The sequence below is a fragment of the Pseudomonas sp. BTN1 genome (genome assembly GCF_001907715.1).
Taxonomy (GTDB): domain Bacteria; phylum Pseudomonadota; class Gammaproteobacteria; order Pseudomonadales; family Pseudomonadaceae; genus Aquipseudomonas; species Aquipseudomonas paracarnis.
In genome coordinates this window covers 1-13,514 of sequence record NZ_MPBM01000016.1, presented here as the reverse complement: position 1 = coordinate 13,514, position 13,514 = coordinate 1, and the positions used below count along the sequence as shown (strand labels likewise).

General features: G+C 59.3%; 13 protein-coding genes. 1 reads left to right on the top strand and 12 read right to left on the bottom strand.

What is annotated here, in order from left to right; translation table 11 throughout:
* Positions 1-14: 14 nt before the first annotated feature.
* The 12 genes from icmH to tssA form a co-directional block, all read right to left on the bottom strand.
* Entirely contained in the window at positions 15-875 is an 861-nt protein-coding gene (icmH, locus tag BMH52_RS06105; protein ID WP_073843174.1) for a type IVB secretion system protein IcmH/DotU, read from the bottom strand.
* Positions 876-880: 5 nt separating this feature from the next.
* Positions 881-2,209, bottom strand: a complete 1,329-nt coding sequence (gene tssK / locus BMH52_RS06100; RefSeq protein WP_072434475.1) for a type VI secretion system baseplate subunit TssK — start codon at positions 2,207-2,209, stop codon at positions 881-883.
* A gap of 1 nt (position 2,210) precedes the next feature.
* Positions 2,211-2,696, bottom strand: coding sequence for a type VI secretion system lipoprotein TssJ (gene tssJ / locus BMH52_RS06095; RefSeq protein ID WP_072434474.1), 486 nt, complete (start codon positions 2,694-2,696; stop codon positions 2,211-2,213).
* Between the two features lie 5 nt (positions 2,697-2,701).
* On the bottom strand, positions 2,702-3,898 hold the full coding sequence (tagH, locus tag BMH52_RS06090) for a type VI secretion system-associated FHA domain protein TagH (protein WP_072434473.1): 1,197 nt from the start codon (positions 3,896-3,898) through the stop codon (positions 2,702-2,704).
* 11 nt (positions 3,899-3,909) lie between these two features.
* Positions 3,910-4,041: a hypothetical protein gene (locus BMH52_RS06085; protein ID WP_032896909.1), complete on the bottom strand. Its 132-nt coding sequence runs from the start codon at positions 4,039-4,041 to the stop codon at positions 3,910-3,912.
* 35 nt (positions 4,042-4,076) lie between these two features.
* Positions 4,077-5,606 carry a sigma-54-dependent Fis family transcriptional regulator gene (locus BMH52_RS06080; RefSeq protein WP_072434472.1) on the bottom strand — a complete coding sequence of 510 codons (1,530 nt, stop codon included), beginning with the start codon at positions 5,604-5,606 and terminating at the stop codon, positions 4,077-4,079.
* Positions 5,607-5,710: 104 nt separating this feature from the next.
* On the bottom strand, positions 5,711-6,718 hold the full coding sequence (gene tssG, locus BMH52_RS06075; protein WP_072434670.1) for a type VI secretion system baseplate subunit TssG: 1,008 nt from the start codon (positions 6,716-6,718) through the stop codon (positions 5,711-5,713).
* A complete protein-coding gene (gene tssF, locus BMH52_RS06070) occupies positions 6,682-8,469 on the bottom strand; it encodes a type VI secretion system baseplate subunit TssF (protein WP_073843172.1) in 1,788 nt (595 codons plus the stop codon). Before tssF ends, tssG begins: the two co-directional genes overlap by 37 nt.
* Positions 8,459-8,860: a type VI secretion system baseplate subunit TssE gene (tssE, locus tag BMH52_RS06065; RefSeq protein WP_014718218.1), complete on the bottom strand. Its 402-nt coding sequence runs from the start codon at positions 8,858-8,860 to the stop codon at positions 8,459-8,461. The genes tssF and tssE overlap by 11 nt, the downstream gene beginning before the upstream one ends.
* 14 nt (positions 8,861-8,874) lie before the next feature.
* Positions 8,875-10,353, bottom strand: coding sequence for a type VI secretion system contractile sheath large subunit (gene tssC, locus BMH52_RS06060; RefSeq protein ID WP_014718217.1), 1,479 nt, complete (start codon positions 10,351-10,353; stop codon positions 8,875-8,877).
* Between the two features lie 27 nt (positions 10,354-10,380).
* Positions 10,381-10,878 carry a type VI secretion system contractile sheath small subunit gene (tssB, locus tag BMH52_RS06055; RefSeq protein WP_014718216.1) on the bottom strand — a complete coding sequence of 166 codons (498 nt, stop codon included), beginning with the start codon at positions 10,876-10,878 and terminating at the stop codon, positions 10,381-10,383.
* A gap of 24 nt (positions 10,879-10,902) precedes the next feature.
* Complete coding sequence (gene tssA / locus BMH52_RS06050; RefSeq protein WP_177345077.1) at positions 10,903-12,447, bottom strand: type VI secretion system protein TssA; 1,545 nt, start codon at positions 12,445-12,447, stop codon at positions 10,903-10,905.
* A 469-nt stretch (positions 12,448-12,916) separates the two neighbouring features.
* On the opposite strand from tssA, the gene BMH52_RS06045 reads away from it, so the two are divergent.
* The gene (locus BMH52_RS06045; RefSeq protein WP_073843168.1) at positions 12,917-13,432 is read left to right on the top strand and encodes an Hcp family type VI secretion system effector; all 516 of its coding nucleotides are present in this window, start codon (positions 12,917-12,919) and stop codon (positions 13,430-13,432) included.
* Positions 13,433-13,514: the final 82 nt, after the last annotated feature.

Here is a 13,514-nt window from a genome sequence, read left to right as displayed (position 1 = left end):
ATTGCTCCCAGCGTTTACAAGGGCGTGCGGACCAGATCCGACGCCGAAAGTTGAAGGGGGTGCAGCGCGTTTGTACGCTCGTTGCTCAGCACCCAGGCAAACCCTGTGTACATCGCCAACACACACACCAAGGTGAGGCCGACCCACCAAGTGGCAGGGATGACCCGCACCTGCTTGCGCCGGTCGGCCCGCTGCTGGGCAGGCAGTAGCGCTTGCGCCGCCGGCTCCCCACGTACGTGCCTGATCTGGCGATACAAGGCATCGCGGACAGCCTCAAGTTGCGTCACGCCCCGCTCCATCACCCGGTATTTGCCTTCGAACCCCAGGGACAGGCACAGATACAGCAACTCCAGCATCGCCAGGTGCTTCACCGGGTCGCGCGTGAGGCGCTCCAGCAACTGGAATACTTTTTCGCCGCCAAAGGTTTCGTTATGGAAGCGGCTCAACAGGCTCATCTTCGACCATTCGCTTTGCGCCCCCCACGGTGTCGTCACCACCGCCTCGTCGATCACGCTGCACAACACATAGCGCGCCGACATGACCTGGCTGTTCTCCACGCCGCCCTGCAAGGCGCGGGTTTCGAACTGAGTCACCGCCAACACTAATCGGTCGTTGAGCGTGCCCAGGTTTTCACGGCCGGAGCAGACCCTGATCCCAATAACCTCGAACAATACCGCCAAGGCTGCGGCTACCAGCGGGTTGAACCCTGTCTGAAAGCTATGCGTATCGAGCCTGTGGCCGGCGTAGATCATGCGGTCTTCCAACTGTTCGTAGCGCGGCGGCGATGGGAAATCCGTCAACGGCCCCTGGGCAGGCTCATGAGTCTCCCGGTCGAGCAGGACGGTTTTTTCATCCTGGGTGTATTCACTGTCCATGGCATTCAGTTCCTGATGGCCCAGAAGTCGAGTTCAAGCCCGGTGAATTCACCCCCGACGTGGAAAGCGAAACCACCCGACTGTTCCAGCTGTGCGATATCACGGGGGCTCATATCGAGCACGAAATAGGTCTTGCTGGCATGGAAAGGAATCTGTCGCGGCGCCACTGGCAAAGGCTTGACCTTGATACCGGCCAAGTGCAGGTTGACCAACTCGCGTATGCGCTCAACCGGCGCGACTTTCAGGTGGGCTGGCAGGCGCTGGCGCAATTCCTGCGCCTCACACTGCGCGGTGGCCGCCAGGATGAAGGTGGCGGTGCCAAGCAGTTTCAACTCGCTGACCGGGCATACCAGCACCCCGTACTGGCGAGGCTGCAATGCCAACTTGATCGCCTGTTGCTCCAGCACCACCGACAGTGCCGTACGTACCTGCGCCATCAGCCCGCGAAAACTGGCGCCCTGATCGCCGTGTTGATAGTGAACATCCAACTGCGCGCGTTTACTTTCAGTGGTGAAGGTTGATAGCTCCCCGAGCAGCGACACCAGCGCACGAAACACCGCTTCAGGCCGCACCCGCGTCTGGCTCAGGCAGTGGCGCAGCTCCAGCTCACTACGATTGATCACTTGCAGCATCAGGAAATCGGCGATTTGTGTGCCTTGGGTCGTGCTCTCGCCACGAATGCGCGCCGCGATGGCATCGCCCCGACTGGCAAGCAGGCCAATCACCTCCTTGAGACACGACGCCACGTACCCATGCTCCTGCACGAAGATAAACGTCGGGATGAACGCCGTATCCAGGTTCACACCGCCTTCACCGCTGGCGTCGAGTACCTGGGCCACCTTGAGCTTGATGAAGAGCTGGTCACCCGGCTGTTCACCCAACAGAAGACGTAAGTCCGGGCGCGCGCAGTGGATTCGGCAACGCGTATCCGCCCCCACGTTGGAATCCCCCACTTCCACTTCACAGCTGAGGTAGCGCGCCAACACGTCACTTTGCTCAGGCCGGCGGGCTTCAAGGTGACTGCCGCTGACCAGCGGCAGTGCCAGGTAAACCCCTTGCGCGCCCGAACCCTCTGGCACCTGCACCACCAGCGGCTCCATGGCAGCATTCAAGTCAAACAGGCTGCCGTCCGGCAACACGCCGCTGGCCTGGTTGACCACCAGCTTGCCCAACTTGAGGTACTGCGTATTGAGCTCGAACGTGAGCAAACCCCAGGTGTCACTGCCCAGCAGGCGGGTCTGATTGAGCTGCTGGTGGTAATAACGGTCGTTGTGTTGCAAGTGCTGTGGCCGCAACAGCATGCCTTCCTGCCAGATAACTTTATGAACCTGCATGTTATTGCGCCTCCACACCGGCGAGAGGGTCAGCAACACGTATACCGCCCTGGTCCAGCACCAGCTCGACACGGTTGCGTTGCTGTACCGTCAAGGGCACCAGCAGCCGCCACTGGACATGGGGCAAGTCTCGAAAAGCGGCCAGTACTCCCACAAAACGACTGTCGGGAGCGATGCGCAGTTTGAGCGCCAGCCGGTCACCCGGGCGCAGCTCAACCTCCTCGCTGCCGACCCAGTCCTTTGGCAGCGTGTGCTGCGCATTGCCATACAGGCTGAAGAAGTCGGCATGTTCAAAGGCAACGCCATGGCGCAGTTCGATCAACTGCACCACCACGGGAGAAGGACGACCGTGCAAGTCCGGGTTGACGTGCTCGCTGGCAGTCAGCACCACGTCCAGCTTGGTCAGCGTGGAAAATGGCGAGACGGCGCTGCAACCCGCCAACAGCCCGCACAAGAGCAACAACGAAACAAGGGTGGCTCGATACATGATTATCATCCTGGAAAATCAATGTGCAGGCTGGAGATCAGGCGCACCTGCTCCTCATAAGCCTTGGCGAAGTCGCCGGCCAACGGGCGATCATTCAACTGTTCTTGCGCCACCACACGCTGGTAGTAACGCTGGTAGGCACGCCACCGCCCGCCATCGGAGAAAAACCCGGCAGGCTTGCCCTGGGACGCAAAACACCCCAACAGATGGCTGGGTTCAAAGACAGCACGGGCATTACGCATGGCGCTTCGACAAGCGGCCAGCAACGCAACCTGATGCACCTGCAGTTCCAGGTGCACCTGGGCAATGGCGCGCACCGCGGGCAGTTGACCCAACTCCCGGGTATCGAGCATCGCGGATAAAGCAGCATCGGTGTCGCTATACACTTTCAAGGGATTCTGGCCGGAGCCCTGACTGGCGAACGGCGCCATACCCAGTTCGTTATTCAGTTCTTCACGGGTGCGCAAACCTTGTTGCAGCCCTTCGATCGTCACCCGAAACAAGCGTGCCACCTTGATCGCCAATGCCTCCCGGGCCGGTGTGTCGAGGGCCGTCAGGTCCATACCCAGGACCGCTGCAAATTGCGACCAGAACACCTCGTCGGTCGACAGCGTCGACGCGACAGCGGGTACCGCGGTAACCTCCATCGAAGGGTCTTGCCGCCGCGGCAATACCACGTGCTCGCAATCGGCCCCATAGTGATCTGCCCATACCGCTTGCTCATCGGCGCTCTTGTTCAAGGCCTCCAGATCATCCGACGTGGCCCGCATCTGCCGATCAAGATCCAAACCATGCAACGGGTCCAGCGACAGGAAAGCGTCATCGGGGATCGGCACCGCCGCTGGCGCCAGCAGCTCGTCGGAAGGTCGCGGCGATTCCAGCAATCGCGCACGTATCGTCAACACCCCCAACTCGAATACGTCGCCGTCACTGATCAATCGTGCCTGCCCCTTGCGCAGGCGCTCAGGACTCTTGGCCATCCCGATACCGTTGCGGCTGATATCCGTGAGGAAATAACGTCCTTCACGGTAACCGATCAATCCATGATGGCTGGAGAGTACGCGGCTGGCGTCAGGGATCACCCAGTCACATCCAGGACCACGCCCGATCACGCCGCCTGCACCGTCAAATACTTTGCGGGCCAAAAGTAGGCTCTGGTCGCTTTCGCACGCGCAGACCTCAAACACAAGCTGCAGCTTCATGCCCCCTCCTTTCAGCGGCCACGAATGATCGCCTGCGGGTCACCCAAGGGGTGGTACTCGGCATCATCGAACACATAGTTAGCGTTACAGCCTCCCAGCAAACACATCACCAGCACGACGACGTGCCATGGACGATCAGGCATCAGGTTTCTCCCACAGTAAAAATCAAGTGCACCATTCAGCGTTCCTCCCGGGCATCGCCAAAGGGAATGTTCAAACGGGCAAGACGGTAAAGCAGGGTGCGCCGGGCGACCCCCAGCTCCCGCGCGGTGCGCGTGCGATTGCCATGGTTCTTGTGCAGGCAGTCGAGCAGGAACGTACGCTCCACTCGCTCCATCCGCTGGCGCAGCGTCACGTCATCGGGAGTGGCCGGCTCTGGTGCCGGCGGCAGTGCCAGGTGCTCGGGCCGAATCACGCTGTCGTCACACAACAACACGGCGCGTTCCACCAGGCATTTGAGCTCGCGTACGTTGCCGGGAAAACCATGGCTGGAGAGTTGATCGAGGGCGGTATTCGCCCATTCGACAGGTGGCCTCCCCAGCGCCGCGCACACCTTGCCTGTGAAATGGCGCGCCAGTTGCAGCACATCGCCGTCCCGCTCGCGCAGGGCCGGTAAGGTGATGGGGAACTGAGCCAGTCGGTAATAGAGGTCTTCGCGAAAGCGCCCTTCGGCGACCATCGCCGCGAGGTCGCGGTGGGTCGCGGCAATGATGCGTACGTCGACCTTATGTGCCGCACTGGCACCCAGCGGGCGAACCTCACCCTCCTGTAATACCCGCAGCAACTTGGCTTGCAAGGGCAGCGGCATATCGCCGATCTCATCCAACAGCAACGTACCGCCATGTGCGGCGTCGAACAGCCCCCCGTGATTGCGATCGGCGCCAGTGAACGCACCTTTGCGGTAGCCGAACAGCTCACTTTCAAGCAATCCTTCCGGGAACGCCGCGCAGTTCTGCACGACAAAGGCCTTGGCCTTGCGCGGCCCGGCCGTGTGTATGGCCCGGGCCACCACTTCCTTGCCTGTGCCGGTCTCACCCTGCAACAGCACGGTGTAAGGGGTGTGCAGGACTTTACTGATCAAACGACAGGCCTGCTCCATTGCCGCGCTGGTGCCAATCAGGCCGTATGCGCCAACCAAGGGGTTGTGGCCTGCGGGCTTTGGGCCGACGTTGGGCTGCCTACCGCGCAGTACGCGTAACCGGTTCACGGCGTAGCTGCCCAAATGCCCCAACGAGGGGGCGTAGCCTTGCAGCTGGGCCGGCTGTTGGCGGGCGCACACCAGCACCCCAGTTATCCGCTCACATTGATTGAACAGCGGCACGATTAATAGCGCACGCCATGGTGTCGCCAATGCGGGCAGAAAACCTGTGTCATGGCCGCTGCCTTGCACATCCTCCAGGCTCAACCCAGTGCCTTGGGTCAAGGCGTCGTGCAGCAACTGTTGGGAATGCTGACCAGGCCGTGGAGGCATGACGATGAGCGACGACACTTGGGCTAGATGTTGGGCGATCAGTTCAAGCCGGCCGGTCACTTCATCGAGCAGATACAATTGGCTGACGTCAGATTGGCTCAGCCGGGCCGCCGTGCTGACACATCCGTCAGGTAAAGCGTGTTCATCACGCTCGAACCCCAAGCGTGCGAAACAGGCAGCCAACGCGTCGGCATACCTCAGCGCGTCGGCCCCGCCACCGGGCAGGTTATCGGTCATTGGTTGCACCCGCAGAAATCCACCAGGGCCGATGCTGTTTCCAGCCGTGCTGACAGTGCGCCGATCATGCGTTGCAAATCCCTGTTCATCATGTCCATTCATCCCTAATGAAAATTACGGGTTAGCGTGACTACGCCATCGGCCCGCTCGTGCCCCAGCCAGGTGGTCCAACCCAGGCGGCAAACCGTGTTTTCGCCAATGTGCAGAGCCCTGATCTGACCCTGCGCCAGTACCAGACGCAGGTCGTATTCCAATGGGTCGCGCAGGGTCAGGCGCACCAGCGAACGCAGCGGCTGATAGGCCTTTCCCGTGGGCAGGAAGTCGTGAAAACGCTGCCACCCCAACGCGCGGACATGCACCCTGAACTTGCCACTGCGGTCAGCGACGCGGCGCCCCAGCACCAGGTCCTCGCCAAGCACACTGTTGGCCCGCCCCAGGTCATTGCGCTGGACCGGGCTGATCTCGACCTGGCGTTCAACCCACTGCTCGATAAACAACGCGTCGTGCTTGAAGTAGTAGCGCAGGACCGACTCGATCAACGCCGCCGAGTGCACACGCACACTCAGCAGGCCCAGGTAGGGCAGCAGGCGTTTGCAATCGAGCTGGGAAGCGCCACGGATTGCGGTGCCGCCCAGACCCGTCAAGGCAAACATCTGCTCGGAAAAACCATCATTGGCGCCTGCCCGGAAACACGCCCGATAGCGGTACTTGCGCCAGATCGGGAGCATCAGCCGGTGCAAGCGATGATGGAACATATCCAGGAAATCTCGAGTCGGGTTGCCGCCTGGCTGCTCGGCAAATGCCTGCTCACCATAAAACGCAGGCAGTGGGGACCCGGCGCCAAATAACCCCAGTACATTGAGGCGCAGGCGTGCGCGCAAATGTCCATGCTCCATAAAGAACTCCACTCGGTCGATATCGTGCGCGGCAAAGCCCAAGCCAGGGTTGGCCTGGAACTCCAACTGGTCGTACAACGCGTCCTCATCCAGCAGCGGATGAGCCTCACGCAATCGCTCGATCACCTGCAAAACCGCCTGGAACAACGTGTATTCACGGATACCACGGCAAAGTTGATTCAGAGCAGGGGCTGCTGTCCCATCAGGGATGGCCATAAATACACGTCTCCTTGTGTGCTGATGACACGCAACTCGTGATGGGAATTGAGGCTGGCGTAAAGCGCAAAGAACTGATTGAGGACCGAAGCGAATACAAATAAGTCGCCCTGGCCGACAAAGCCTTGGGAATCGACCGTCAGATCGACCCGCACCCCTCGCACGGGCAACCCACGATGCAGGCGATCCATCGCCTCATGATGGATGGCGCGCAAAGCCGCCAGTCTTTTCTGGCTGACCTTCAGCGCCTGGCGGTCGTAATAACGCGGCAGGTCGTAGGTTGCGAGAATCGCCTTCAAGGCGTTGATGTCGATCAACGACAAGTAGTTGAGCGACATATTGCTGATGAGATTCCACAGGAAATCCTGGTCCAGGGGCGGTGCGTAGCTCGCCGTTGGCGCGGTGATATTGCGAAACGTCAACGACTCCGGTGTGTGTTCGCCGGGCTGGTTGATATCGCCTGCACGTAATTGCCGTGGCAGGTTGCAATTGGTACAGGTCAGTTCGACCGACAGGGTTTCCTGGCCCTGTTTGCGGCGATTACCGAACCCCATCCAGGTGTCGAGTCCGCCATGTTGAACCGACGAACGTTGGCGAATGCTGTAGCTGGGCGGTGCCGCCACAGGCTCGCTGTGGCAATCATGTTCAAACGACTCGAACGGCACGTAGGTTTGATAGCCCAAGCCACCGGGGCGCCAGCCGGTGACCCGGTCCACTGAATACACGCTGGCATTGCCCAGCGTGTATTCCCCAGGCACCAGGAGGTACTCGTCCTGTTTACCGTCCAGGCGAATGGGGATTGCATCCTGAGTAAACAGGTTGACGATGGGCGTGCAATACAGCTTCACGTTATCCAGGGTAGGACGCAGGGGCTCGCGGCCCTGACTGCGGAGCTCGAAACGCATCACCAGGCCGTGCGCCTGCCGGAGCAATTCGTGAGACAACGTGTGCAACACCTCCAAGCCTTCGACATCGACAAACAGGTACTTCTCGGGAAACGCGAAGTACTCCTGCAGGTGCCGATAGCCCTCCAGCGTGTTCTGCGGATAAGGAATCAGCGCCTGTTCCTGGGAAAACCCCACTGGCCGGACCTGGTTGGCATTGAGCCGCAGCGTCAGGGGTTGGCCATCGCCTGCGCTGATCGGCAGGCCATCTTGATCCACGAGCTGCAGGCTGATTCCCGCCAGATGGCGCAATAGGCTCAGGTACAGGCCCTGACTGATGTAGTGGTCACCGGCCAGGTGCAGTCGCAGCGAATCGAATACCAACTCACTGAAGCTGCCGTCGACACTCATGCACAGGCGCAAATCCAACCAGGCCCCTTCGCCCTGGCATTTGTATTCCAGGTCGATGAGTTGCAATGGCATGACGTCGGTGGGATAGCATGTACGGAACTGGCAACGCTCACCGTGGATGGGAGCGCTTTGCACGGCGGTATCCCGCGCCACCCGAACGCTTGGGCCGGCGCGTTTCAACGGGTCGAATTGCAAAATGCTGAAGGCCGGTATCGGGCGCATGTAATGGGGCCAGAGCAAGTGCATCAACGAGTGCGTCAACTCCGGCAGTTCGTCATCCAGCTTCTGACGCAAGCGCCCGGTCAGGAATGCAAAGCCCTCCAGCAAGCGCTCGACATCCGGGTCCTGGCCCGCTTCGCCGAGAAACGGCGCCAGGGCGGGATTACGTTCGGAAAAACGTCGCCCCAGTTGGCGCAACGCACTGAGTTCGCTTTGAAAATAACGGTTAAGCGTCATTGGCACAGACCTCAACCCGCCCGGTATCCGTGAGGCGCGCGTGGAACACTACAGGATGCAGTACGCCCTCAATCATCCGCTCAGCCTCAATGGCGAATGCCAGGGACAAGGAGTCACGCACAACCGGCAACAGCCTGACACGTACATTCGTCAGCCGCGGCTCATAGGCCTGGATAAAACGTTCGATATGCAGCCGCGACTGGCTCAAGGACTCATGCAAGCTGAGCCGCATGTCATTGAGGTCAGGCAAGCCATAATCAGGCAGCGTCTGGACACTGCCCGCACGAGTGCTGAGCATTTTCCCCAAATGTGCGGCGATGGACGCCACGGTGGCACCCGGGTTAGACGCCCCCTGCTCGAGGCGTTCGAAAAGGCTGTTGTGCTCAAGCATGCCCTGGCTTCTGCTCATTCTTTATCGAGCTTCCCGACCAGGGACAACGTGAAGTCTGCCCCCATGTATTTGAAATGCGGGCGTACCGTAACGTTGACCCGGTACCAGCCAGGCTCGCCCTCGACATCGCTGACGACAATGCGCGCAGCGCGCAAGGGGCGCCGCCCGCGCACCTCGGCACTGGGATTTTCCTGGTCCGCCACGTATTGGCGAACCCATTTGTTGAGTTCCAACTCCAGGTCCGTCCGCTCTTTCCACGCGCCCAACTGCTCCCGTTGCAGCACTTTGAGGTAATGAGCCAGGCGGTTGACCACCATCATGTAGGGCAATTGGGTGCCCAAGCGGTAATTCAGCTCTGCCGCCTTGCCCTCCTCACTGATGCCGAACGATTTGGGCTTCTGCACGGAGCTGGCGGAAAAAAACGCTGCGTTATCGCTGCCCTTGCGCATGGTCAAGGCGATGAAACCTTCTTGTGCCAGCTCGTACTCACGTCGGTCCGAAATCAGCACCTCCGTAGGAATCTTGGTTTCAATCTCGCCCATGCTCTGGAAGTGATGTAGCGGCAGGTCTTCGACCGCCCCGCCGCTTTGCGGGCCAATAATGTTGGGGCACCAGCGAAAGCGCGCGAAGCTGTCGGTCAGGCGAGTGGCAAAGGCATAGGCGGTATTGCCCCACAAGTAATGCTCGTGGCTGTTAACCACGTTCTCCTGGTAGGCGAAGGTCTTGACCGGGCACTCAAGGGGGTCATACGGGGTGCGCAGCAAAAAGCGCGGCACGGTGAGGCCAATATATCGTGCGTCTTCGCTCTGCCGGAAACTTTGCCATTTGGCAAACTGCGGGCCTTCGAAATGGTCCCGCAGATCCTTCAGGTCGGGCAACCCGGTGAAGCTTTCCAAGCCGAAGAAACTTGGCCCCGCTGCAGCGATAAAGGGCGCGTGAGCCATGCCGGCGACGCTGGATGCGTATTGCATCAGTTTCACATCGGGCGCACTGGGCGAAAGAAAGTAATTGGCAATGATCGCGCCCACTGGCTGACCGCCGAACTGACCGTATTCGGCGCTATAGACGTGCTTGTATAACCCGGACTGGGTAATTTCCGATGAATCTTCGAAATCATCCAACAGGTCCTCGCGCGAAACATTCAGCAGTTCGATCTTGATGTTCTCGCGAAAATTGGTGCGATCGACCAGCAACTGCAAGCCTCGCCACGAAGCCTCCAACGCCTGAAAGTCCGGATGGTGAAGGATCTCATCCATTTGTTCGCTGAGCTTGGTGTCGATCTCGGCGATCATCCGGTCGACCAGGCGTTTCTTTACGGGTTCGTCACAATTATGTGGCTTGACCAGCTCTGCGATAAACGCCGACACGCCGCGCTTGGCGATGCCATAAGCCTCGTCGTCGGCGCTGAGCAATGTCTGGGAAATGATGTTATCGAGGATGCTACCGCTTTCGATAACCTGTACGGGTTGCGTGCCGTGTTGAATGGTGGTCATGGTGTCAGTGTCCTTTTACTGAAAACGTCAGGCTTGAGGCCTATCCAGGCCCAGTTCGGCGAGCACTCGTGCGCGAGAGTCACCATTGGCCAACGCCCGCTCGATAGCGTTGCGAAAGCTGGGCGTATTGCCCAGCGGTCCCTTGAGCGCCACTAATGCCTCACGCAATGCCATCAACTTTTGCAATTGCGGGATCTGCTCCACCAGGTTCGCGGGGTTGAAGTCCTTCATGGTGTTAATTCGCACCTGAACCGGCAGTTCTTCCACGTCGGCTGCATCCTGGAGGCGGTTGGGAACGCTCAGCGTCAGGCTCAATGCTTGCTTGGCCAACACCTCGTCAAAGGTGTGCTTGTCGATACCGATGGGCTTGCGATCTTCGAGTTTGCGTGGGTCCGCGCGCTGGGAAAAATCCCCCAGCACCAGCAGCTTCAACGGCAGTTCGACATCTTCCTGAGCGCTACCGACCGCGGGTTTGAAGGTAATATTGATACGTTCCTTGGGGGCTACCGAACCGTCTTTGGCCATGGTGCTTCTCCTTTTGATGAGGCGCTATTCAAGTACTGCTTCCAGGTCGAAATGGCATAACCGGCGATGCAGGGTGTCTTTTCCGTCTTGTACGGCTTGGTTTTGTGGCAACAGGTCGTAGCAGCGATACAGCAGTTGGCCCACTTGCATGGCCAGCTCCGGCTCCCAACTTTCCAGGCCCGTGCGCTGTAATTGCAGGTCGAGTTGTTCCAGCTGGATCCTGGCCAGGTCATGCTTGCCGGCCGCCACACACAACCTGGCCAGCGCCAGGTGCCAGTGAAAACGCGCTCGATCACCGCTCGCCGCCCGCAGCCCTTGCTTGAGCACACTCACCGCGGCCTTGAGCCCGTCTTTGCGCAGGCAGGGCATCACCGCCTGCAACGCGGCTTCCCAGGGCTGAGCAGCGCTGTCGACGACGACATTGGAGGGCTCAGGCTTGTGCAGGTGACGCATGACGTGAAATGCGATCCACTCACCTGTCGCGGAGTCGGCAAAGGGCGTGCCGTCCTCGAACCGATACTCAGGCAGGTTCGGCAGGCGATGCAGCAGCAGAGCAAATTGCATTTCCAGTTCGGTCATGGCGAGGTCTGCGTGCAAGGCCTCCAGGCACTCCCAGACCATGCGCAAACCATCGAACCAGAACATTGCACCGGCCAGGCTGACCTCGAGTTCAAGCAACAGATCGGCGTAATGGCCTTGGCTGAAGCGGTCTTGATAGCGCTTGCGCTTGTCGGTAGCCAATGGGCGCAGCGCCGTGACGCGCTCATTATTGGCGTCGGGATAATTGACGAGCATCAGCCAGGCCAAGGTTCGGCCCAGGCGCAAGGCGCGCGGGTCGGCCGCATCCTGACGCAACCACCAGGTACATAAAGGCCGAGCCTGCTCCTGCAATGCGCGCAGCCGTTTGTGCGCGTCTTTTTCGTTATTGAGCGGTTGCTCGGGGGCCGGCAGCGGGCTTGGCGCAGGTTTGACCCGGGCAATGACGCCCGCGACGTCGCCAGGTTCGGCAGCAGCCTGGGCCAAGCGCGCCGACAGCTGCCGGCGGACCGGCAACAGCAGCGGCGCCTCGCTGCCAAGCTGTTCACCCCATATCTGATCGAGACATTCGAGGTGTTCCAACAGCGCCTGGAATAAAGGCCGTTGATCACTGAGCGGCAGGTTGTGCGCGCACGCTTGCTCAAGGCGCAACACCAACCAGCCAAACGCCGCAACGCGGGTACGCAGCTTAACTGGATAGACCTGCGTCCAATGGTGCTCGCAGAGTTCGCGCAGCACACCGAGACCAGCCAGCAACCCAGCGAATGAATCACGCTGATACAGGGCCCAGGTCAACCAGGCGGCGACGCGCAGATCCTTGGAATGCTCACGCAAAATGCACTCGCTGATCTCGCTGATCTTCTGCCAATCCGGCAGCCCCGCACCATGAATGGAGTGAGCCTTGCCCAACTCGGTTTCCAGCACCTCAAACTCGTTTGAAAAACGCATGTCGCTACCAACAAAACTGCTTGGCGTACACGCTGTCCGGGCAAGTTCCTGGCAATAGTCATATAGCTGTTCTGAATAAACTATTTTGGGCTGCACACAACCATCCAAGGCAAAACAGGCAAAATTAACGTCGTTGTTAAAAACCTTTTAACTTCCGTTCAAACCACATCGAAGTGAACGAACCTTAGCCACGAAAAAAACAATCAGCAAGTAACGGAACGGAACTTAAGAAACATCCTACGCAGCTTGAAAATAAAGACATGCGCAGTTATTTGCGCAGTCTATCCAACTAGAAAACACTCTCAAGCGCCCACAGCCTTGCATTTACAAAAACACATGACATGAGCAACTAAGTGCGCATAGGCGTGCAACTAATAGCGCTAAAAACTCACCCACAGCCCTACAACAAATCCTCAATAACGGCCACTGAGTCTTCTTCGCCCTTATTTCATTGAGCCTCACACTTTCAGGCACGCTTCTTGTTAAAGGCACTTGACCGCTCAGCGCTCTCGCTGCCCGGCAATACCTACTCAATCAGGCAAGGAAACCCGTCATGCCCACACCCGCGTACCTCTCCATCACTGGTGTCAAACAAGGTTTGATTACGGCAGGCACATTTACCCAGGACTCGGTAGGCAACATTTATCAGGAAGGCCATGAGGACCAGATTCTGGTGCAGGCGTTTGCTCATCAGGTGATCATTCCCCGCGACCCGCAATCGGGCCAGCCGACCGGTCAGCGCGTGCATAAACCCCTGATGATCAGCAAGGTTCTCGATAAATCCTCACCCTTGCTGTTCAGCGCCCTGACCACCGGCGAAGAAGTGTCCTGCCGCCTGGAGTGGCTGCGCACCTCCTCGGCCGGAACCCAGGAGCACTACTTCACGATTGAACTGGAAGGCGCCACCATCGTTGACATCCAATCTCGCATGCCCAACTGCCAAGACCCAGACAACGCCCACTTTACCCACCTGGAGGATGTGCACTTCACCTATCGCAAGATTATCTGGACTCACGAAGTGGCCGGGACGTCCGGCTCGGATGACTGGCGCAGCCCAGTGACGGGTTAACGCGAGCAGTAAAGACGGTAACCACGATGCGAAGCGAGCCGCTGTTGATCTTGATCTGCTTTTGATCTTGATCTCAGGCGCC